General features: G+C 45.1%; 15 protein-coding genes, 6 tRNA genes and 2 rRNA genes. 7 read left to right on the top strand and 16 right to left on the bottom strand.

Annotated features, from left to right (window positions below):
• The first annotated feature begins 22 nt into the window (after window positions 1-22).
• Entirely contained in the window at window positions 23-376 is a 354-nt protein-coding gene (locus tag HRQ85_RS20720; RefSeq protein ID WP_301540145.1) for a DUF6482 family protein, read from the top strand.
• Window positions 377-468: 92 nt separating this feature from the next.
• On the opposite strand, the gene HRQ85_RS20715 is transcribed toward HRQ85_RS20720, so the two are convergent.
• From HRQ85_RS20715 to HRQ85_RS20665, 11 genes are all read right to left on the bottom strand, one after another.
• Window positions 469-1710: an NADH:ubiquinone reductase (Na(+)-transporting) subunit B gene (locus HRQ85_RS20715; RefSeq protein WP_172380491.1), complete on the bottom strand. Its 1242-nt coding sequence runs from the start codon at window positions 1708-1710 to the stop codon at window positions 469-471.
• 198 nt (window positions 1711-1908) lie between these two features.
• Window positions 1909-2877, bottom strand: coding sequence for an SPOR domain-containing protein (locus tag HRQ85_RS20710; RefSeq protein ID WP_172380490.1), 969 nt, complete (start codon window positions 2875-2877; stop codon window positions 1909-1911).
• Window positions 2878-3063: 186 nt separating this feature from the next.
• Window positions 3064-4002 carry an ABC transporter permease gene (locus HRQ85_RS20705; protein ID WP_048607511.1) on the bottom strand — a complete coding sequence of 313 codons (939 nt, stop codon included), beginning with the start codon at window positions 4000-4002 and terminating at the stop codon, window positions 3064-3066.
• 2 nt (window positions 4003-4004) lie between these two features.
• On the bottom strand, window positions 4005-4982 hold the full coding sequence (locus HRQ85_RS20700; RefSeq protein WP_048612413.1) for an ABC transporter permease: 978 nt from the start codon (window positions 4980-4982) through the stop codon (window positions 4005-4007).
• A gap of 178 nt (window positions 4983-5160) precedes the next feature.
• Window positions 5161-6714, bottom strand: a complete 1554-nt coding sequence (locus tag HRQ85_RS20695) for an ABC transporter substrate-binding protein (protein ID WP_048607508.1) — start codon at window positions 6712-6714, stop codon at window positions 5161-5163.
• 94 nt (window positions 6715-6808) lie between these two features.
• Window positions 6809-8536, bottom strand: a complete 1728-nt coding sequence (locus HRQ85_RS20690) for a dipeptide ABC transporter ATP-binding protein (RefSeq protein WP_172380489.1) — start codon at window positions 8534-8536, stop codon at window positions 6809-6811.
• A gap of 950 nt (window positions 8537-9486) precedes the next feature.
• Window positions 9487-9563 (bottom strand) — tRNA-Pro (locus tag HRQ85_RS20685).
• A gap of 55 nt (window positions 9564-9618) precedes the next feature.
• Window positions 9619-9694, bottom strand: a tRNA-His gene (locus tag HRQ85_RS20680).
• A gap of 44 nt (window positions 9695-9738) precedes the next feature.
• Window positions 9739-9815, bottom strand: a tRNA-Pro gene (locus HRQ85_RS20675).
• 77 nt (window positions 9816-9892) lie between these two features.
• Window positions 9893-9968: transfer RNA gene (locus HRQ85_RS20670), tRNA-His, on the bottom strand.
• Between the two features lie 48 nt (window positions 9969-10016).
• Window positions 10017-10093 (bottom strand) — tRNA-Arg (locus HRQ85_RS20665).
• 298 nt (window positions 10094-10391) lie between these two features.
• Between HRQ85_RS20665 and HRQ85_RS20660 the strand changes: the two genes are divergently transcribed.
• Window positions 10392-10805, top strand: coding sequence for a c-type cytochrome (locus HRQ85_RS20660; RefSeq protein WP_017063036.1), 414 nt, complete (start codon window positions 10392-10394; stop codon window positions 10803-10805).
• An 81-nt stretch (window positions 10806-10886) separates the two neighbouring features.
• Here the strand turns inward: HRQ85_RS20660 and rep are convergent, their stop codons facing one another.
• Window positions 10887-12905 carry a DNA helicase Rep gene (gene rep, locus HRQ85_RS20655; protein WP_172380488.1) on the bottom strand — a complete coding sequence of 673 codons (2019 nt, stop codon included), beginning with the start codon at window positions 12903-12905 and terminating at the stop codon, window positions 10887-10889.
• 180 nt (window positions 12906-13085) lie between these two features.
• Between rep and HRQ85_RS20650 the strand changes: the two genes are divergently transcribed.
• The 4 genes from HRQ85_RS20650 (at window position 13086) to ubiK (ending at window position 18297) form a co-directional block, all read left to right on the top strand.
• Complete coding sequence (locus tag HRQ85_RS20650; RefSeq protein WP_017629442.1) at window positions 13086-13667, top strand: TetR/AcrR family transcriptional regulator; 582 nt, start codon at window positions 13086-13088, stop codon at window positions 13665-13667.
• Between the two features lie 18 nt (window positions 13668-13685).
• Window positions 13686-14792, top strand: a complete 1107-nt coding sequence (locus HRQ85_RS20645; RefSeq protein ID WP_017629443.1) for an efflux RND transporter periplasmic adaptor subunit — start codon at window positions 13686-13688, stop codon at window positions 14790-14792.
• Window positions 14793-14803: 11 nt separating this feature from the next.
• Entirely contained in the window at window positions 14804-17926 is a 3123-nt protein-coding gene (locus HRQ85_RS20640) for a multidrug efflux RND transporter permease subunit (RefSeq protein ID WP_172380487.1), read from the top strand.
• Window positions 17927-18045: 119 nt separating this feature from the next.
• Complete coding sequence (gene ubiK / locus HRQ85_RS20635) at window positions 18046-18297, top strand: ubiquinone biosynthesis accessory factor UbiK (protein ID WP_017103425.1); 252 nt, start codon at window positions 18046-18048, stop codon at window positions 18295-18297.
• Window positions 18298-18571: 274 nt separating this feature from the next.
• On the opposite strand, the gene ilvC is transcribed toward ubiK, so the two are convergent.
• Complete coding sequence (ilvC, locus tag HRQ85_RS20630; protein ID WP_017061965.1) at window positions 18572-20056, bottom strand: ketol-acid reductoisomerase; 1485 nt, start codon at window positions 20054-20056, stop codon at window positions 18572-18574.
• Between the two features lie 146 nt (window positions 20057-20202).
• Here ilvC and ilvY point away from each other — a divergent pair, with 146 nt between their 5' ends.
• A complete protein-coding gene (gene ilvY / locus HRQ85_RS20625; RefSeq protein WP_102315369.1) occupies window positions 20203-21093 on the top strand; it encodes an HTH-type transcriptional activator IlvY in 891 nt (296 codons plus the stop codon).
• Between the two features lie 117 nt (window positions 21094-21210).
• Here the strand turns inward: ilvY and HRQ85_RS20620 are convergent.
• The 3 genes from HRQ85_RS20620 to HRQ85_RS20610 form a co-directional block, all read right to left on the bottom strand.
• Window positions 21211-21301, bottom strand: a tRNA-Ser gene (locus HRQ85_RS20620).
• Between the two features lie 69 nt (window positions 21302-21370).
• Window positions 21371-21486, bottom strand: a 5S ribosomal RNA gene (gene rrf, locus HRQ85_RS20615).
• 91 nt (window positions 21487-21577) lie between these two features.
• Window positions 21578-21933, bottom strand: a 23S ribosomal RNA gene (locus HRQ85_RS20610); the annotation flags it as partial.

The following is a 21933-nucleotide window of genomic DNA, read 5'->3' as shown; positions in this document are numbered from 1 at the left end:
ACCTAATCAGAAACCAGAAGCATTGCTTCTGGTTTTTTTCATTTTTACCCCACATGAACCTTCAAACAGCTATCAACGTAGATACCAAAACAAAGACCTATCTAGAACAGCAATGGAGTTTGTTATGAATCTACTAATTGAATCATTTGAAGGCGGGATCTACTTGGCTTACCAAGTTATTGGCGAGCAAAAACAGTTAATCAAAGATGACCACCAGCATCCTATGAAGTTTTTGAGTGTTAACCATGCACGTGATCACTTTAGCGACCAAGGCGTGGCATCAGCTATGCTGGTTCACAACAGTGCTTACGACGAAATGTGTGGTGAACACTGTGGTAGTACACAACCTTTCGAGATTGATTTGAAGTGGAGTTAAATCAACCTCAAATCAATCGCGATAAAAATGGAAAGGCTTGCATCAATGCAAGCCTTTCTTATGGGAGTCACTTTCACTTTTAACCACTTAGATTAGCGCGATGTCCGTTTAAGTCTTCGTTTGATATTCTGCTCTTTCACTACAAAGTCGAATAGCGGAGCGAACAGGTTGGCGAACAAGATAGCCAGCATAATGCCCTCAGGGTAGGCTGGATTAAGCACTCGAATACCAACCGTCATCACACCAATCAAAATGCCATAGGCCCATTTACTCTGATTGGTAAACGCGGCAGATACCGGGTCTGTCGCCATGAAGAAAGTACCAAACGCTACACCACCCAACACAAAGTGCCAGTAGAACGGCATCGAAAACATCGAGTTGGTTTCTGACCCTATCCAATTCATCAAGCTAGATGTCACAACAAGACCAACAATCACACCTGCCACAATACGCCAAGAGGCTATCTTCATCACAATTAAAATCACACCGGTCAGCATAATCAGTAGTGAAGACACTTCGCCCATCGAACCTGGAATATTACCGATAAAAGCATCCATCCAAGTGATCGCCTCGCCAGTCATGTTATTGATCAGTGACGTGCTGCCGCCTTCATACCATTGACTCAGCGGTGTCGCGCCTGAATAGCCGTCAGCGGCAACCCACACAAGCCCACCCGACATGTTGGCTGGATAGGCGAAATAGAGAAACGCGCGCCCTGCAAGGGCTGGGTTCAAGAAATTTCGCCCTGTACCACCGAACAGCTCTTTGGCGACAACAATACCAAAGGTGATACCTAAAGCGGCTTGCCATAACGGGATGGTTGGCGGAAGAATGAGTGCGAATAGTACCGAGCTAACAAAGAAGCCTTCATTAACTTCGTGCTTACGTACAACGGCAAATAAAACCTCCCAGAAGCCACCTACCACAAACACCGTGGCATAAACGGGTAGAAAATAGAGTGTACCAAGCAACATCTGACTTGCCCAGCCACTTGCCATCAATGACTGCGCATCACCAAATGCCCACGACAGACGCCAACTGCTTTCAATAACAGAGGTAAGTTCGTTAAGTTGATAGCTGGAGGTTAATGCAAGGACGCTTTGGTGTCCGACGTTATACATCCCCCAGAACATTGCCGGGAAAGTCGCCTGCCACACCAGAATCATGATGCGCTTTAGGTCAATGCTGTCACGAACATGGGTTATACCGCGGTTTACGTTTCCGGGTGTATAGAATATTGTCGCGAAAGCTTCATACACTGGGTAGAGCTTTTCGTACTTCCCTCCGGCTTCAAAGCGTGGAGCCACGTCTTCTAATCGTTTTTTTAAACTCATAATCCCAATCACCTTATTGCTTGAGTTATGGTTTTCTACGCATCAACCGTGCTATTTGAACAATTTTTAGCGATTTTTAATCAAATTCGTCTTGAAGAACGAGTGTCTAAAAGTCGAACTGATGTTGAAAAAGAAGGGTGTATAAACAACAAAGCCCCAGCAATGGCTGAGGCTTATTTGGTATAACAACGGTCGTCGCTACTTAACGCACATCACGTTGAGCAATGAAGAACCTTTCAATTGGTTGACGTTACCGTTGGTAAACAGACCTTTCTTATCTGCGCCCCAATAAGGGAGATGCATTGGCCAGTTCTGTTTTTCCATAACCTTTGAGTTCAAGATGCTCTGCCATTGCTTTTCACTCATCAGCTTCATGTTGACCTGATTACACACCAATTCAGCGCTATCGTAATCTAGGCGGCTCCAAGGCTTACCTTGCTCCATGTAGAACTGTTGTTGATGGTCTAGAAGGTAAGGAATCGCATATTGGCTACCCGCAACGTCTGCTTTCACGCGAATCTCGATCTCGAGATCATTGTCTGAGCTCGCATTACCGCTTGGTAATGTCTGAATAGCAGCAGCACTCGTTAGCGCCGCCGCTTGCTTAGCAGCCACAGGTTTCGGTGCAGGCTTAGCTTCTACTTTTGCTTTTACAGGAGCCTTAGGCTTCACCGCTTTTGGTTCTGCCGCTTTTGCCACAATAGGCTGTGATGAGGTTTTCGACTTGTCGACCATGCGAATAAACGCTTCACCGTAACCAGGAACCTTACGTACCTGAGTTAGATCCTTTCTCGCATCCGAGAAGGTAGAGTAAGGTCCGATTAAGCAACGGTAGTCTCCGCCTTCCGGCTTCATCCAAACGTTGGTTGAGATCTTCTCATACAGAGGTTTTGCTCGGCTCAGTGACAGAGGCTTATTCAGCAGGCCACATTGAACCCAAAACAGCTCGTTATCTGAATGACGTTTAGGCGCTTTACTGCCCCACACACCCTTACCGATCGGACATGATTGCTCTAGCTGTGGTAATTGGTTGGTGCTTGCCTGAGTTGCATCACATAGAACCGACTCTGCATTCACTTGGCTCGATACCAAAAGAGATGCAGCGATAAGCCCCATACGATAATTTCTCGTCACAGCACGACATACAGCATTCATTGTCAATTTCATAACCACCACTTAAACCCTGCGGGCTAATTATTACCGAATCTATATCGATAAAACATGAATTCCATTTTAAGTATTATTGACACTGTCAATAATACTAAGTTCCAGATCCATTAAGCAAAAAAAGAGCCGTAATTGCTTACGGCTCTTAATTTAGTGACTTTTTTTACTAAAAATCAAACCGGGCTATCACCCTTTATAAATTTTCGGGTTAAACACGTCACGTAACCAGTCGCCTAATAGGTTAATAACTAGAACCAATGTTACCAAAAGCACACCTGGGAATGCTGTGATCCACCATGCTCCTGAGAAAATGTAGTTAAAACCAGTACTGATCAGGGCACCGAGTGACGGTTGGTCTACCGGAAGACCTAAACCTAGGAAAGAAAGTGCCGCTTCTGACATGATGGCATTTGCCACCTGTACCGTAGAGATAACCAAAATCGGTGATAAACAGTTAGGCAGAATATGACGGAACATGATGCGAGGCGCTCTAAAGCCCATCACACGTGCCGCTTCTACGTACTCTTTCTTCTTCTCTGCCAATACCGATGCACGAATCGTACGAGCGTACTGCGGCCATTCAGCAATACCGATGATCACCACCAGCATAACAACGGCATATTGCGCGTAGAAGTCACTACCGAAACTCGCCTTAAAGATGGCCGAGACAATGATCGCAACCATCATGGTTGAGAACGAAAGCTGAACATCGGCAAAACGCATCAGGAAGCTATCAATACGACCACCGAAGTAACCTGCAGACAGACCAATGATAATACCGAGAGTCAGCTGAAGACCTACCGCTAGGAAACCGATCGTCAATGACAGACGCGAGCCGTAAAGCATCGTAGATAAGATGTCACGACCTTGCTCATCAGTACCCAGTAGGAAGCGTTCTTCGCCGTCTTCCATCCAAGATGGTGGCAACTCAGAATCCATGATGTCGATAGACGTCACGTCATATGGGTCTGTTGGCGCTAGAATCGGTGCCGCTAATGCCATCACAAGGAAAGCTGCAAAGATAGCAAAGCTCACCATTGCCACTTTATCGCGTAAGAAGTAGTACAGAATGTCTGACTGCTTGAATCGCTCCCAACGAGATGGAGCTGTTGTTGTGTGTTCCATGATTATGCTCCTTTCCCTGTAATGTTCACTGTTGGGTTAATGATGCCGTAAAGCAGGTCAACAATGGTGTTCGTTACTACGAAGATCAGGCCAACGAAAATAACGTATGCGGTAATCAGTGGAGTATCCACTCGGTTAATCGCTTCAAGGAATAGGAAGCCGGTACCCGGCCACTGGAATACAGTTTCAGTCAGAATGGTGTAAGCCACCATGGTACCGATTTGAACACCACCTACCGTTAGTACAGGTAGCATTGTGTTCTTCAAAGCGTGTTGGTAGTAAATCTTGTTCAGCGCTAGGCCTTTTGCTTTACCAAACTTGATGTACTCAGAGCTCAGCACCTCGAGCATTTCAGAACGTACTAGACGAATGAACAGCGGCAGCATGATAGATGCCAGAGCAATACTCGGCAGCACTAAGTGCGCAAGGCCATCTAGTGTTAAGAAGCCAGACTCCCAACCAAACCAGTTTGCGGTATCACCACGTCCGAATGACGGCAGCCAACCGAGTTCAATAGAGAACACATACATGAGCATGATTGCGGTTAAGAAAACAGGTACCGAGATACCGATACTACTGCCCGCCATCACCAGTTTAGTGAAGAAACTTTTTGGGTGTATTGCAGAATAAACGCCGAGTGGAATCGACAGACAAACAATGATCAGAGAAGCGCCAAACACAAGTTCAAGCGTCGCGACCAATTTGTCTAAGATTACGTCCACAGCAGGGCGTTTAAAGAAATATGAAGTACCAAGATCACCTTGTAGAGCTGCGCCCACAAAGCGAGTGTATTTTGTAATGAAGGGATCATTTAAGCCGAGTTCATCACGCAGCGCTTGACGCTCCGATTCTGAAACAGATTGACCGACTAACTCACGCAACGGGTCGCCCAGGTTATCCTGAATGGCAAACGCCACCAAACTGATCACAAACATCACTATCAGTGCCTGAAACAGGCGCTTGACCAGAAACGTAACCATTCCTTGCCCCTTATCTATCCATGACTATCTAATCGAAATCCGCGACTAGATAACAAAATTCAGTCTTAAAAAAGGTATTTAGCCAGACTGAAGGAAGACCAAATACCGAAACTTAAATCTATTTCTTAATAATTTGAGAGCCTGAAAAGCTTCAGGCTCTCGATTCTAGCAAGCTAGATTATTTTACAACTAGGTCGCCGAAGTAAGGCATAACCATTGGGTTTACTACGTCTGCTGCACCTACGTTAGACTTCGCGCCCCACGCTTCACTCTGCCAGTGTAGAGGTACGAATGCTGCGTCGTTGTACAGTGTTGCTTCAACGCCTTTCAGCATTTCAGCACGCTTAACTGGGTCAGTTTCAGTGTTAGAAGCTTCTACAATCGCATCCATTTCTGGGTTTGAGTAACCAGAACAGTTGTATTGACCACGGCCAGTTTCTTCGTTACGAGTCATAGTTAGGAACTCGTTGAAGTTAGCTGAATCTTCTGTATCTGAGTGCCAGCCGATCATCATCATGTCTGCTGAACATAGGTCAAATTCAGGCCAGTACTGTGCTTTAGGCATAGTCTTAAGATCAACTTTGATACCAATCTTAGATAGCATTGCCGCAGACGCTTGCGCTACTTTCGCATCGTTCACGTAACGGTTGTTTGGTGCCATCATAGTTAGCGTAAAGCCATCTTCGTAGCCCGCTTCTTTCATCAGCTCTTTCGCTTTTTTCAGATCGTAACGAGGAACTAGGTCTTCGTTGTGACCCGCGTAGCCTGTTGGGCTTTGCTGACCAGCGGCTGTTGCGAAGCCTTTCATGATCTTCTTAACGATACCTTCGTTGTTGATTGCGTGAACAATCGCCTGACGAACGCGAACATCTTTAAGAGCTTCGTTGCTGTTTTGGTTCATTTGGAACGTGATGATACGAGTACCAGGTAGCGTTACTAGATCGATGTTCTTAGCGTTTTTAACACGCTTATGATCGTTTGGTGCTACTGGGTGAATCATATCAACGTCGCCAGAAAGAAGTGCTGCAACACGTGTTGCGTCTTCTTTGATTGGCACAAGTGTTAGCTTGTCTACGTTGCCTTCAGTTTCTGTGTCCCAGTAATCGTTGAAACGCTCGAACGTTACTTTAACGCCTTGCTCACGCTGCGTTACGATAAATGGACCAGTACCTGAAACGTTAGTCGAAGCGAACGAGTTACCGTGCTTAACTAGCTCAGACTTGTCTTTACCTTCCGCTGTTTGGCCAGAGTAGAACTTGCTGTCCATTGGGAAGATGTACGTTGCTGTTTGTAGTACTAGTGGGTAAGCCGCTTTAGAAATAAGCTCAACTGTGTAGTCATCCACTTTTACCATTTTTTCGTATGGCGTGAAGATAGACTTAAAGTCTGGAGAAGCTTGTAGACGTTCAAAAGTCCACACAACATCATCAGCAGTCAGTTCGTTACCAGAGTGGAATTTCACACCTTTACGTAGGTTGAAGCGGAAAGTCGTTTCATCAACACGCTCCCAGCTCGATGCTAGGCGGCCTTCAAAATCCATCTCTTTTGTGAAACGTACTAGAGGGTCAAACACCATGTGAGACATTTGCAGTGTGCCACCAGACAGCTGCTCGTGCGGGTCAAGTGATACAGGGTCAGCTGCGTAGCCAACGGTAATATCTGCTGCTGCTGCACTAAAGCTTAGGCCAGCTGCCATTAAAGCTACTGCTAATTTGCTTTTCATGGTTTTCATTGCATAACTCCTTCATGCGGGAATCCAGATCCCTAGTTGTTGTATTTGCGTCTGTTTATTGTTTTTAGCAAGCTAAACTCCAGCCTGCTGATTTTTATACCGCGGCTTGTGCCACTGCTTTTTCTTCTCTTAAACCTGTAAATTCAGGCATTAAAGAAATTAGGTGTTTGCTGTATTCATGCTGAGGCGATTGGAATAGCTGCTCGGTTGGCGCGACTTCCAATAGTTCTCCCATTTGCATCACACCAACACGATCACACATTTGGCGAATAACCGGTAAATCGTGACTGATGAACAACATAGTTAGGTTTAGCTCGTCTTGTAAGTCTTTTAATAGGTTGAGGATCTGAGCCTGTACCGACACATCCAGTGCCGAGGTAGGTTCATCACAAATCAAAAGACGCGGGCGAGTTGCCAAAGCGCGAGCGATAGAAATACGCTGACGTTGGCCACCTGAGAATTCGTGTGGGTACTTAACCCCGGCCATTACGCCCAAACCAACGTGCTCTAGCAGGTCATTCACGATCTGACGAGTTTCATTCTCGTTGCGCGTCAGTTTATGGAATCGGATAGGCTCAGCAATGATGTCGAATATCTTCATTCGAGGGTTCATTGATGTGTAAGGGTTTTGGAAAACCATCTGCATTTGGCGGCGCATTGGGCGACGCTCTTTTTCAGATTTCAGACCAGTAAGGTCAACGCCTTCAAACGTTACCTTGCCTGAATTAGGTGCGTACAAGCCAGCAATCACACGCGCAATCGTTGATTTACCTGAGCCTGACTCACCTACTAAACCAAACGTCTCACCTTCATGCACTTCAAAGCTCACGTTGTTTGATGCTTGAACGTACTCACGACGGCTCTCAAAGAAAGAATCTTTGGTGGTAAAGCGTAAGTTTACGCTCTCAACGTTCAACAGTGGGCCAGTGTAATCACGGTGATCTTGGCTTTGACCTAACCAGTGGTTCTTCACATCCAATGGTTCCATCTCTTGTGCTTCTTCGATGTAGCTCACAAGAGGGAAACGATCGAGTTTGCGATCCGAACGGGGAACCGCAGAGATAAGACTGTGTGTATATGGGTGCTCAGGAGTACCCAGAACTTTCGCTGTTGGGCCAAACTCAACTAAGTCACCACGATACATAACGGCTACGCGGTCGGTAACGTTAGATACCACGCCCATGTCGTGCGTGACCAACATGCAACCTACGTTCTTCTTAATACATAGGTCGCGAATCAAACCCAAGATCTGGTCTTGGATAGAAACATCCAATGCTGTTGTTGGTTCATCTGCGATGATTAGGTCAGGTTCACCTGCCAATGCGATCGCGATAACCACACGCTGACGCATACCGCCAGAGAATTGGTGTGGGTACTGCTTTAAACGGTTTTCTGGTTGTGGGATGCCCACTTGGTTCATTAAGTCTAATGAGCGCTGGTAGGCTTCTTGATCCGAAACCTTCATGTTGGCATGAATCGTCTCTTTTAACTGCTGTTCTACTGTGAATAGAGGGTTAAGAGAAGTCATTGGGTCTTGGAAGATAAAACCAATCTTTGAGCCGCGAACAGAACGCATCTGTTCAGGAGATAAACCAGAGACTTTTTCGCCGTCCAGAAATACCTCGCCGCTAGCAATGCGGCCAGGAGGGCTCAATAAATCGATCACAGCATTACCTACTGTTGATTTACCTGCACCAGACTCGCCTACAACACCAACAATCTCACCACGTTCAATGTTGAACGAAAGTGATTTAACTGCGGCGTGAACTCCATGACGAGATGGGTATTCGATACGAAGATTTTTTACTTCTAAAAGTGACATTACCAGACCTCTACTGCTTTGGCAGCTTTCTGCCCTGTCTGCAAAATTGAATCCATTCTTACCAGAATATTGTTCTGATATTTTATACGGTTGACAATTTGGCAAATAATTCACAGAAAAGCAACAAAAATAGGATAAAAAGTCGACATTAAACGCTTAGCAAGCAAAAGTACCAAATAACTATTCACCTAAAGAGCATATAGTAAGAAAAATCAATATTATATTATCGGCAAGAAATACTCACAAACTCCTTACCACTACTTACTTGTAGAGTTAATGCCATGCTTCAAAGCAGATCTCACTACCAGTCACTAAAAACAAATAATTATTCTAAAAAACAATTAACACTATAGAAACAAACGCTGATTTTGTTAATTTGAACAAATAAAACAACCAGATACACGTTAATTAACCATACATTTAACCATTTGTATTATTTTGGTAAATACAAAACAGATAAACGAAAGGCCTAATAAATCAGAGGAGTTTTTGAACGACCAAATGCGTAGAAAGCTGTCAAATTCAGGCCTTAGTGAGCAAATTTAGGGTTAGATTTCATTTTTCATAAAAGTCTTTAGACCAAACCCATTAATATGTCGAATTATTGAGTGCGTCACTTATATAAAATTAGATATAGATCTACACATTTGATAAAGAAAGCAACTCCGTATCAGTACCATAATCAAGCAGATCGATAAGAATCTGTCTTATATAAGAAGGGGGATACAGAGGCGACACCAGACAAGGTGCCGAAGCAGGTAAGATCTCAGCATTCAAAATCGATAAAAACTAAAACGACAGATGTAAAAAAGCCCCAATCTTTCGACTGAGGCTTCTTAAGTGATCGGTGAAGAGACATTCTTTGAACATCAGGCGAACCCCACTCTGTTCAAGTTATCTAAATTTCAGATGTAAAAAAGCCCTAGTCTTTCGACTAGGGCTTCTTAAGGTGGTCGGTGAAGAGGGATTCGAACCCCCGACCCTCTGGTCCCAAACCAGATGCGCTACCAAGCTGCGCTATTCACCGAGACGTTTCGTTTGATTTCTCAAACTGGGAACTTCAAAGAAGCTACCAAAATTAATGGGGTGGCTAACGAGATTCGAACTCGCGACCACCGGAATCACAATCCAGGGCTCTACCAACTGAGCTATAGCCACCACTAATTTTTTATATAACCGCTTAAAAGCGATTATTGAAATAGTGGTCGGTGAAGAGGGATTCGAACCCCCGACCCTCTGGTCCCAAACCAGATGCGCTACCAAGCTGCGCTATTCACCGACTAGTTTTGTATCGACTCTTGGGAATAATGAATCAACACTGGAAGCCGAAGCTACCGATATTTTGTAAAGAAAGAATGGGGTGGCTAACGAGATTCGAACTCGCGACCACCGGAATCACAATCCAGGGCTCTACCAACTGAGCTATAGCCACCATTGTTTCTTTTTGCCAATTTCTCGCTTACCGAAGTAAGAGACCGGATGGCGCGCCTGAAAGGATTCGAACCTTCGACCTTTGGCTCCGGAGGCCAACGCTCTATCCAGCTGAGCTACAGGCGCATGCCCTGTCGGCGGAGTGGAATAATACGTATATCACCCAATGCCGTCTAGTACTTTTTTAACTTTTTTTTCTGTTTGGTCTCTTTTTCGACAGTTAATATGTGATAAACCCCTTATTTGAGTACTACAACCCGCCACAGCTTATAAGTTGTTGTTTATTGCAACAACTTATCGGGATATAATCACCCATTATTTACATTGGTTTAACAGTTGCTCTTTGCTGGTTAAAGCCAAAACACCCTTCCAACACTATAAATTGGTAAGCATGTACTTACCTTGGGAATGTAAAGTGAGTTTAATGGATATGTCTCGTCGAATTTTAAGCGTTGTCATCGCAGTTTTAACCTTTTCAACTGGCGCAATGGCTGCAGGCCTTAGCGAAGCAGAGCACGATGCAATTGCTGAACGCATCAAACCAGTTGGCCAAGTTTACCTAGTCGGCAGCGAGCCAGTAGCCGCAGAACCAACAGGCCCTCGTGATGGCGCAGCAGTTTACGGTACCTTTTGTATCGCTTGTCACGCATCTGGCGTAAGTGGCGCACCTAAAACAGGTGATGCTGGTGACTGGGGCCCTCGTATTGCTCAAGGTCGCGACATCCTAGCTGACCACGCAATCAACGGTTTCAATGCGATGCCAGCGAAAGGTTCATGTATGGACTGTTCAGACGACGAAATCAAAGATGCTATCGAGCACATGATTGCCGGTCTGTAATTAAAAATGCCAGATTCGAAAAAGGTGACCTCATGGTCACCTTTTTTATTGGCTTCTATATAGTGCTGTAAAAGCAGAGCATTACTTTTTGTTGAACATCGCGCGAATATTCGCAATGTGCGCCTGCCCTTTCTCCATTCTTTCTTCAGCGGATTGAGGCTTCTTAACGCTTTCCCACTCCACATCATCATGCGGCAACTCATCAAGGAAGCGGCTTTGTGTTGGCTTTATTAATTCACCATATTGACGACGTTCACGACACTTAGTAAAAGTCAGCTCTTTCTGCGCTCGAGTAATCCCCACATACATAAGACGACGTTCTTCTTCTACGTTGCCTTCATCAACACTGGTTTGGTGCGGCAAGATGCCCTCTTCTGCTCCCATCAGGAATACATACGGGAACTCTAGGCCTTTCGATGCATGCAATGTCATTAATTGGACTTGATCTGCATCGTCATCATCCTCACCACGCTCCATCATGTCGCGCAGCGTTAAACGTTGAACCACCTCGCGCAGGGTTTTCTCTTCTTTGTCGTAATTGTCACCCTCAAGATCGGCCACAATCCAGCTATACAGATCAGAGACGTTCTTCATTCGCATTTCAGCGGCTTTCGGGCTCGCTGAGGTTTCGTACAACCAATCTTCATAGTTGATGTCACGAACCAAAGAACGAACGGCTTCAACCGTATTACCACGCTCTGCATTGTCTGAGATACGAACAATCCAGTCACCGAAGCGGCGCAGGTTCTCTAAGCCTCGGCCTGTTAGGGTTTGCTCTAAACCCATCTCAAAGCTGGCTTCAAAAAGACTCTTACCACGCATATTGGCGTAACTGCCTAACTTCTCAAGCGTCACCGGACCAATCTCACGACGCGGTGTGTTTACAATACGTAGAAACGCGTTGTCATCATCAGGGTTCACCAACACACGCAGGTAAGCCATGATGTCTTTAATCTCGGCTCTCGCAAAGAAAGAGGTACCGCCAGAGATCTTGTAAGGCACACGGTTCTGCATCAAGGCTTTCTCTATCAAGCGAGATTGGTGATTACCACGGTAAAGCACTGCGTAATCTTTGTATTCAGTACGGTTCAAAAACTTGTGGGCGATGATCTCGCCGGTAATACGCTCTGCTTCATGCTCTTCATTCTTAGCATTCAATACCTTGAGCTTTTCACCGTCCGGGATCTCTGAGAACAGTGACTTTTCATAAACGTGTGGGTTGTTGGCGATCAAGATGTTAGCCGCACGTAATATTCGGCTGGTTGAGCGATAGTTTTGCTCGAGTTTGATCAAGCGAAGATTTGGATAGTCCTCACCCAGCAACACCAAGTTTTGCGGTTTTGCACCACGCCAGGAATAGATAGATTGGTCATCGTCACCTACTACCGTTAAACGACCACGCTCTCCCACCAGTAAGCGAACCAACTCATATTGGCTGGTGTTGGTATCTTGGTATTCATCGACCAGTAAATAGCGGATACGCGACTGCCAGCGCTCACGTACCTCTTGATTGGTTTTCAGTAACAATACAGGCATCGCGATCAGATCATCAAAATCAAGCGCGTTGTATGCCTTCATCTGTTTCTGGTACATCTCAAAACAGAATGCAAACAACTGCTCTTGTTCGCCTTGAGCACGTGCTTTCGCCTGATCTGGCGTCAGCATGTCATTTTTCCAATTCGAAATGGTGCTCATTAAAGCGCGTAGCAAATCCTTATCACCATCGATCTGCCTCTCTGTTAGCTCTTTTAATAGCGCTAATTGGTCTTGGTCATCAAACAGAGAGAAGCCCGCTTTCAAACCCAGCGCTTTGTATTCACGACGAATGATGGTTAAGCCCATAGTATGAAAAGTCGAAACAATCAGCCCTTTCGATTCGCCCTTACCTAGAGTTTGCCCAACACGCTCTTTCATCTCGCGTGCCGCTTTATTAGTAAAGGTCATCGCCGCAATATTACGCGCCTTATAGCCACACTCCTGAACCAGATAAGCAATTTTATTGGTGATAACACGTGTTTTACCGGATCCAGCGCCCGCTAATACTAAGCAGGGGCCCGAAACATATTTCACGGCTTCATCTTGTCTTGGGTTCAGTTTCATTTGATTCTCAGTTTGGTCTAGAGGGGCGAATTCAATTGCGCGCCTATAATAATGCTGCAACAGCACGAATGCTACGTTCTCTTATACAAGATTTTTACGCTGAATATGTAAAACTTTGTTGCACATGTGTGTGGTTATTAGGCTATAATGAATGAACGTTCATTCATTGGTGATTGAAATATGACAACTCATGCACCTCGGGATAAACGCCAGCAAATACTTTCTGCAGCTGAAAAGCTAATTGCAGAGGTCGGTTTCCAAGGCCTTTCAATGCAAAAATTAGCCAAAGAAGCGGGAGTGGCTGCAGGCACTATCTATCGCTACTTCGATGATAAAGAGCATTTGATAGAAGATGTTCGAATGCTCGTGACTCAAAGAGTAGCTGATGCTGTTCAAGAAGGGGTTAATGATTCGGATCCAATTAAACAACGCTACCGTACTATGTGGTTGAACATATGGAACTTAGCAGGAACGAATTTAGCCGCAATAAAAAATCGGGTTCAGTATGACTCTCTACCCATCACAAATAGCCTAAACTTCAGGGAACTAGAACGTAAAATGTTTGCCCAAGTTGAGCTGCTATTTAATGAGGGGAAAGAACAAGGATTGTTTAAACCACTTAACAATGAAGTATTAGGTGGATTGAGCTTGGCGGCTAGTGTTTCTCTAGCACGCAAGCATTCTTTAGGATTTTACCAACTTGATGAGGCAGAACTAGAATCTGCAATCGAAGCTAGTTGGGACGCAATAATTAAACACTAGATCGGAGTTTTGACCATAATGAAAAAGTGGACTTTCTTCATGTTACTCATCGCTGTACTACTTTTCGGCAGCGTTATTGGGTTTAACATGTTCAAACAACAAAAAATTGCTGAGTATATGGCCAACCGCCCTGAACCAGAGTTTCCAGTAACGGTAACTGAAGTTCAGCCGATCGACTGGGTTCCAGTGATTGAAGCTATCGGCTTCATCGAACCTAACCAAGGTGTGACACTAGCGAACGAAACCAGCGGTGTTATTGACCAGATCTCTTTCGAGTCAGGTACTGATGTTAAGAATGGTCAGCAACTGGTACGTCTTGATTCTGACGTAGAGAAAGCAAACCTAAAGAGTTCTGAAGCTCGTTTGCCTGCTGCGAAAGCAAAATACAAGCGTTACCAAGGTCTATTCAAGAAAGGTTCTATCTCTAAAGAAGCGTACGATGAAGCAGAAGCGAACTACTTCTCTCTATCTGCTGACATTGAAAGCCTAAAAGCATCGATCGAGCGCCGTGAAATTCGCGCGCCATTCGACGGTACTGTTGGTATTCGTAATGTATACCTAGGCCAATACCTACAATCGGGTACCGATATCGTTCGTTTAGAAGATACCAGTGTCATGCGCCTGCGCTTCACGGTTTCTCAAACAGATATCTCTCGAATCAATGTTGGTCAGGCTATCGACATCTTTGTTGATGCTTACCCAGAGACACCGTTTGAAGGCTCTATCAGTGCAATTGAACCCGCAGTAAGCATCCAAAGTGGTCTTATCCAAGTTCAAGCAGACATTCCAAATAATGATGGCAAGCTTCGTAGCGGTATGTTCGCTCGCGCTAACATCATTCTGCCTAAACTAGAGAACCAAGTAACTCTGCCTCAAACAGCGATTACTTTCACTCTATACGGTGACAATGTTTACATCCTGACTGAAGAAGACGGCGTTCAACGTGTTGCTCAACATGTTGTAAAAGTAGGTGAGCGTACAGCTGATATTGCACACATCCTTGAAGGTGTTAAAGCCGGCGATACGGTTGTAACTTCTGGCCAAGTACGTCTAAGTAACGGTGCCAAAGTTAAGGTTGTTGAAAGTGATGCAATCACTCCACCATCTGAAACACCTAAGCTGTAACTGGAGGCACAATGCGCTTTACTGATGTTTTTATTAAACGTCCAGTTCTAGCGGTATCCATCAGCTTTTTGATTGCGCTGCTTGGCTTACAAGCAATCTTCAAAATGCAGGTGCGTGAATACCCTGAAATGACGAATACCGTCGTAACCGTAACCACGAGTTACTACGGTGCAAGTGCTGATCTTATCCAAGGCTTTATCACCCAGCCCCTCGAACAGGCTGTGGCTCAAGCGGATAACATCGACTATATGACTTCTTCTTCTGTGCTCGGTAGCTCTACTATTACCGTTAACATGAAGTTGAACACCGACCCGAATGCGGCGCTGTCTGACATACTGGCCAAGACTAACTCGGTGCGTTCTCAGCTTCCTAAAGAAGCCGAAGATCCAACCGTAACCATGTCTACCGGTTCAACGACGGCTGTACTCTACATTGGTTTTACCAGTGATGAGTTGGTGTCGAGCCAAATTACCGACTATCTAGAGCGTGTAATCAACCCGCAACTATTCACGGTAAATGGTGTTTCTAAAGTTGACCTATATGGTGGTATGAAATACGCACTGCGCGTGTGGCTAGATCCATCAAAAATGGCGGCGGTAAACCTAACTGCAACTGACGTTATGGCGGTATTGGATGCGAACAACTACCAATCAGCTACGGGTCAAGCAACGGGTGAATTTGTTCTTTATAACGGCAGTGCCGACACGCAAGTATCGAACACTGAAGAGTTAGAGAACTTAGTCGTTAGAAGTGGTGAAGGTGAGATTATTCGTCTGTCTGACATCGCTAAGGTTTCTCTAGAGAAAAGCCACGACGTTTACCGTGCAAGTGCAAACGGTCAGGAAGCGGTTGTTGCAGCAATTAATGCGGCACCAAGTGCGAACCCAATCAACATCGCTGCAGATGTACTTGAGCTTCTTCCTCAACTAGAGAAGAACCTACCAAGCAACATCTCTATGAACGTAATGTACGATTCAACCATTGCGATTAACGAGTCAATTCAAGAGGTTATCAAGACCATTCTTGAAGCGGCATTAATCGTATTGATCGTAATTACCTTGTTCCTGGGTTCATTCCGAGCGGTACTGATTCCTATCGTTACTATCCCACTGTCTTTGATTGGTGTGGCAATGGTAATGCAGGCAATGGGCTTCTCTTGGAACCTGATGACGCTACTGGCAATGGTACTCGCCATCGGCCTGGTGGTGGATGATGCGATCGTAGTACTTGAGAACGTCGACAGGCATATCAAGCTCGGAGAGTCCCCTTTCCGCGCGGCGATCATTGGTACTCGTGAAATTGCGGTGCCTGTTATCGCAATGACACTAACGCTAGGTGCGGTATACGCTCCAATCGCGATGATGGGTGGTATCACGGGCTCGCTATTTAAAGAGTTCGCACTAACCCTAGCCGGTTCTGTATTTGTATCGGGTATCGTGGCACTAACGCTATCGCCAATGATGTGTTCAAAAATGCTTAAAGCTCACGCTGAGCCGAGCAAATTTGAGCAGAAAGTTCATAGTGTTTTGGATGGCATGACTAACCGTTACGAGCGTATGCTTGGCGCAGTTATGAACCACCGTCCAGTGTTCATTGGTTTTGCGATCATCGTATTTGCAAGCTTGCCGATGCTGTTTAAGTTCATCCCTAGTGAATTAGCACCTTCAGAAGATAAAGGTGTAATCATGCTGATGGGTACTGCACCGTCGAATGCAAACTTAGACTTCATGCAAAATACCATGAACGACGTAAACAATATTCTGTCTGATCAGCCAGAAGTAGCTTACGCGCAGGTATTTACAGGTGTGCCTAATGCAAACCAAGCGTTTGGTATCGCATCGATGGTGCCTTGGAGTGAACGTGAAACGAGTCAATCAGAAGTAGCAAACCGTGTCGGTGAGCTTGTTAAAGATGTCCCAGGAATGGCAGTAACCGCCTTCCAGATGCCAGAACTACCAGGTGCAGGTTCAGGTCTTCCAATTCAGTTTGTTATTACAACACCAAACAGTTTTGAGAGCTTGTTCCAGATCACCACTGACATTTTGACTGATGTAGCGACAAACCCACTGTTCGTATACTCGGATCTCGATCTGAACTACGACTCAGCAACGATGAAAGTACACATCGACAAGGATAAAGCGGGCGCATACGGCGTGACCATGCAAGATATCGGTATCACGCTAGGTACCATGATGTCAGATGGCTACGTAAACCGTATCGACTTGAATGGTCGTTCTTACGAGGTTATCCCTCAGGTTGAACGTAAATTCCGTTTGAACCCAGAATCGATGAATAACTACTACGTACGTGCTGCGGATGGCAATGCTGTACCACTAGGCAGTTTGATTACGATTGATGTTGTGGCAGAGCCTCGTTCTCTTCCTCACTTCAACCAATTGAACTCAGCTACGATTGGCGCAGTACCAGCTCCAGGCGCTGCAATGGGTGATGCAATTGCATGGTTTGAAGACACGGCGGCGAATAAGCTTCCAAGTGGCTACAACCACGATTACATGGGTGAAGCGCGTCAATACGTAACTGAAGGTAGCGCACTTTACGCGACCTTTGGTCTAGCACTGGCTATCATCTTCTTGGTACTAGCGATTCAGTTTGAATCTCTGAAAGATCCACTGGTTATCATGGTATCTGTACCACTGGCGATCTGTGGTGCCCTAATCGCTCTGGCTTGGGGTGCAGCAACGATGAACATCTACTCGCAAGTAGGTTTGATCACCTTGGTCGGTCTGATTACCAAGCACGGTATCTTGATCTGTGAAGTTGCAAAAGAAGAACAGTTGCATCATCACAAAACTCGTATCGAAGCGGTAATGGAAGCTGCGAAGGTTCGTCTTCGTCCAATCTTGATGACAACAGCAGCAATGATCGCGGGTCTAATTCCACTGATGTACGCAAGTGGTGCGGGTGCAGCTCAGCGCTTTAGTATTGGTATCGTAATCGTTGCAGGTCTAGCGATTGGTACTATCTTCACGCTATTTGTACTGCCAGTGATTTACAGCTACTTGGCTGAAAAACACAAACCTCTACCTGTATTTGTTGAAGACAAAGATCTAGAAAAGCTAGCTCGCGTCGATGAAGCAAAAGCAGCACACAGAGAATTAGCTGATAATAAGTAATCGCTAAGTCGTATTAACAATAAAAAGGCCACTTCGGTGGCCTTTTTTTATACGCCATAGGCGACATCTCAAGTGTGATTAAATAGAATAGTGGTAAATATTCAGGAGTTTTAATTGATATGTTTGATCCAAAAAAACTAGAGCAGATTGCTAAGCAGATCCACGATTCTATGCCTCAACCAGTAAAAGAGCTTGGTTCAGACGTAGATCAAAAAGTTCGCCAGGTTATCCAAGGCCAACTAAACAAGCTAGACGTTGTGAGCCGTGAAGAGTTTGATGTTCAAACACAAGTACTACTGCGCACTCGCCAAAAGCTAACTGAAATGGAACAAAAGCTAGCGAACTTAGAAGCAAAGATTGCCGACAAGTAAACGTAAAGCAAGAAAACTGAAAGGGTTGGTGTGAAAGCACCAACCCTTTTGTATTTCTGAGGATCAATCAAGAACTGCAAGTCGACGAAGACCTATCAAGCAATGTTCATTCAATTGACTTATAAGGCTATGTTCCTAAAAGCAAAAAGGCTTGGTCAACGGCGACCAAGCCTTTCTATTAGATGTTGTGTTGCTTATTTATAACTCCAACCAGTAAGGAGCTAATGATACTGCTTCGCTTTTTCTGCAAATTTGTCAGTATCTAAGCGACTCATTAACCGCCTACAGCGATACGCTTCATGTCGCTCATGTAGCTACGTAGCTCTTCACCAATGTACTCTACAGGGTGGTTACGGATAGCTTCGTTAACTTCAATTAGCTTAGCGTTATCAACTTGGTTAGATGTTTCACCTAGACCACGGCCGATTACGTCTGTCGCTACTGAAGGCATGAACTTCTCACGTAGTAGCGGTGTAGCTACGTTAGCGAATAGGTAGTTACCGTACTCAGCAGTATCAGAGATTACAACGTTCATTTCGTAAAGACGCTTACGAGCAACTGTGTTTGCGATTAGTGGAAGCTCATGTAGAGATTCGTAGTAAGCAGACTCGTCGATGATGCCTGATGCTGTCATAGCTTCGAATGCTAGCTCAACACCGGCACGAACCATAGCAACCATTAGGATACCGTTGTCGAAGTACTCTTGTTCTGAGATTTCTACGTCAGAAGCTGGGTAGTTTTCGAATGCAGTTTCGCCTGTCTCTTCACGCCAGCCTAGTAGGTTCACGTCATCGTTAGCCCAGTCAGCCATCATTGTGCTAGAGAAGTGACCAGAGATGATGTCATCCATGTGTTTGTTGTAAAGCGGACGCATTAGGTCTTTAAGCTCTTCAGAAAGCTCAAACGCTTTAACTTTAGCTGGGTTAGATAGGCGATCCATCATGTGAGTTACGCCACCAAACTTAAGTGCTTCAGTGATCGTTTCCCAACCGTATTGTAGAAGCTTGCCTGCGTAACCAGGTTCGATGCCGTCAGCGATCATCTTCTCGTAAGATACGATAGAACCCGCTTGTAACATGCCACAAAGGATAGTTTGCTCACCCATAAGGTCAGATTTAACTTCCGCTACGAAAGAAGACTCTAGGCAACCTGCACGGTGACCACCAGTACCAGCAGCCCAAGCTTTAGCGATATCCCAACCTTCACCTTTAGGGTCGTTTTCTGGGTGAACAGCAATAAGTGTTGGTACACCGAAGCCACGCTTGTACTCTTCACGTACTTCAGAACCTGGACACTTAGGTGCAACCATTACCACAGTAAGGTCAGCACGTAATTGCATGCCTTCTTCAACAACGTTAAAGCCGTGAGAATAACCAAGAGCAGCGCCTTGCTTCATTAGAGGCATTACTGTTTCAACAACGTTTGTGTGTTGCTTATCAGGAGTAAGGTTGATTACTAGGTCTGCTTGAGGGATTAGCGTTTCGTAGCTACCCACAACAAAGCCATTTTCATCAGCATTTTTGAATGATTGACGCTTTTCATCAATTGCCGCTTGGCGTAGAGCGTAAGATACGTCTAGACCTGAATCACGCATGTTTAGACCTTGGTTTAGGCCTTGAGCACCACAACCAACAATTACGATTTTCTTACCTTCAAGGTATTCAGCTTCTGTCGCGAATTCTTCACGATCCATAAAGCGGCAACGACCTAATTGGTCTAGTTGTTCACGAAGGTTTAATGTATTGAAATAGTTAGCCATTCTAGGGCACTCCTTTAAAAATAAGTCCGTAAGGTCGATATCTCTCTATCGAATGACTTCATACTAAAACAGACACTCCGTTGCTGAAAGTGATATATTCACAATTAGTTATTGCAATAAATGCAACATGGAAACGATCGCAGAACATGAACATAAAATCTCTACAATTATTTATACATTTATGCGACAGCAAGAGTTTCAGCAAAACCGCTGCTGCTATGCACGTCAGTCCTTCAGCGCTGAGCCGTCAGATACAAAAGCTTGAAGAGGAAACAGGGCAAGAACTGCTTATCAGAGACAACCGCAGTGTTGATCTGACCCCTGCAGGAAAACACCTATTGCCTGTAGCATTGAGCATCGTGGGAGAGTGGCAGCAATATAACCTTCACCTGAAGGGCGGAGAGCAAGAGCTTAAAGGTGAGATACGTATATTTTGTTCAGTAACGGCTAGCTATAGTCACCTACCTGAACTCATAACCGAATTTAGGGCTATTCATCCGTATATTGAATTTAAGCTCTCTACTGGCGATCCAGCTCAATCCATCGACAAGATCTTAAACGATGAAGCGGATATCGCGATTTCAGCAAAGCCAGATATCCTTCCTTCAAGGTTAGAATTCGAAACGATTAGCGATATTCCACTGTCAGTCATCATTCCATCTGGCGTGAGTAGCTTTAGCCAACAACTGCAATCTGATAAACCAAACTGGAATGAAGTGCCTTTTATCATTCCGGAAGCAGGGACTGCGCGAGAACGTGCGAACGCATGGTTCAAAAAGATGAAGATAAAACCCAATATTTACGCTCAAGTATCAGGTCATGAGGCAATTGTAAGTATGGTTGCTCTAGGATGTGGGGTTGGTATCGCACCCGATGTGGTCATAAACAACAGTCCAGTAAGAGATAAAGTTGACCGCTTAAAGATAGAGCCCATCAAACCATTTGAATTAGGCGTATGTTGTAAGCGAGCGCAGCTAGATAACCCTCTAATTCGAGCGTTCTGGCAAGTCGCAGAAGGGAAATATTTAGCTGACTAGTCATCATTGTTTTAAACACAAAAAAGGGAAGAGCACGTCAGTGCTCTTCCCTTTTTTATTTATGTATATCGCAGATAAGAAAAAAGCCCGCTGATTTCTCAGCGGGCTTTCTAATGGTGGTGGAGGGATAGGGATTTGAACCCTAGAACCGCTATTAACGGTTGCCGGTTTTCAAGACCGGTGCTTTCGACCACTCAGCCATCCCTCCAACAAATTGTCATCAACAGATTAGTACACTGTTGAGGTTGTTATTTGCTACGCAAATAACGAATTTAAAGCCTGGCGATGTCCTACTCTCACATGGGGAAGCCCCACACTACCATCGGCGCTATTGTGTTTCACTTCTGAGTTCGGCATGGAATCAGGTGGGTCCACAATGCTATGGTCGCCAAGCAAATTTTAAAATTCGGAAAACTGATTTAAAAGTCTCTTTCAAACTCATTCAAGGTCTGTCTTTGAGTCCACAAAACCCCTTGGGTGTTGTATGGTTAAGCCTCACGGGCAATTAGTACAGGTTAGCTCAATGCCTCGCAGCACTTACACACCCTGCCTATCAACGTCGTAGTCTACGACAACCCTTTAGGACACTTATAGTGTCAGGGAAAACTCATCTCAAGGCTCGCTTCCCGCTTAGATGCTTTCAGCGGTTATCGATTCCGAACTTAGCTACCGGGCAATGCCATTGGCATGACAACCCGAACACCAGAGGTTCGTCCACTCCGGTCCTCTCGTACTAGGAGCAGCCCCTTTCAATTTTCCAACGCCCACGGCAGATAGGGACCGAACTGTCTCACGACGTTCTAAACCCAGCTCGCGTACCACTTTAAATGGCGAACAGCC

Origin of the sequence: Vibrio sp. Vb339 (assembly GCF_902751245.1) — a bacterium.
Taxonomy (GTDB): Bacteria; Pseudomonadota; Gammaproteobacteria; order Enterobacterales; family Vibrionaceae; genus Vibrio; species Vibrio coralliirubri.
This window is presented reverse-complemented; position numbering and strand designations above follow the sequence as displayed.

Coding starts and splice junctions, on each gene's coding strand:
- HRQ85_RS20715 (WP_172380491.1), bottom strand. CDS start 1,710: ATGAGTTTAAAAAAACGATTAGAAGACGTGGCTCCACGCTTTGAAGCC.
- HRQ85_RS20710 (WP_172380490.1), bottom strand. CDS start 2,877: ATGAAATTGACAATGAATGCTGTATGTCGTGCTGTGACGAGAAATTAT.
- HRQ85_RS20705 (WP_048607511.1), bottom strand. CDS start 4,002: ATGGAACACACAACAACAGCTCCATCTCGTTGGGAGCGATTCAAGCAG.
- HRQ85_RS20700 (WP_048612413.1), bottom strand. CDS start 4,982: ATGGTTACGTTTCTGGTCAAGCGCCTGTTTCAGGCACTGATAGTGATG.
- HRQ85_RS20695 (WP_048607508.1), bottom strand. CDS start 6,714: ATGAAAACCATGAAAAGCAAATTAGCAGTAGCTTTAATGGCAGCTGGC.
- HRQ85_RS20690 (WP_172380489.1), bottom strand. CDS start 8,536: ATGTCACTTTTAGAAGTAAAAAATCTTCGTATCGAATACCCATCTCGT.
- HRQ85_RS20660 (WP_017063036.1), top strand. CDS start 10,392: ATGGATATGTCTCGTCGAATTTTAAGCGTTGTCATCGCAGTTTTAACC.
- rep (WP_172380488.1), bottom strand. CDS start 12,905: ATGAAACTGAACCCAAGACAAGATGAAGCCGTGAAATATGTTTCGGGC.
- HRQ85_RS20650 (WP_017629442.1), top strand. CDS start 13,086: ATGACAACTCATGCACCTCGGGATAAACGCCAGCAAATACTTTCTGCA.
- HRQ85_RS20645 (WP_017629443.1), top strand. CDS start 13,686: ATGAAAAAGTGGACTTTCTTCATGTTACTCATCGCTGTACTACTTTTC.
- HRQ85_RS20640 (WP_172380487.1), top strand. CDS start 14,804: ATGCGCTTTACTGATGTTTTTATTAAACGTCCAGTTCTAGCGGTATCC.
- ubiK (WP_017103425.1), top strand. CDS start 18,046: ATGTTTGATCCAAAAAAACTAGAGCAGATTGCTAAGCAGATCCACGAT.
- ilvC (WP_017061965.1), bottom strand. CDS start 20,056: ATGGCTAACTATTTCAATACATTAAACCTTCGTGAACAACTAGACCAA.
- ilvY (WP_102315369.1), top strand. CDS start 20,203: ATGAACATAAAATCTCTACAATTATTTATACATTTATGCGACAGCAAG.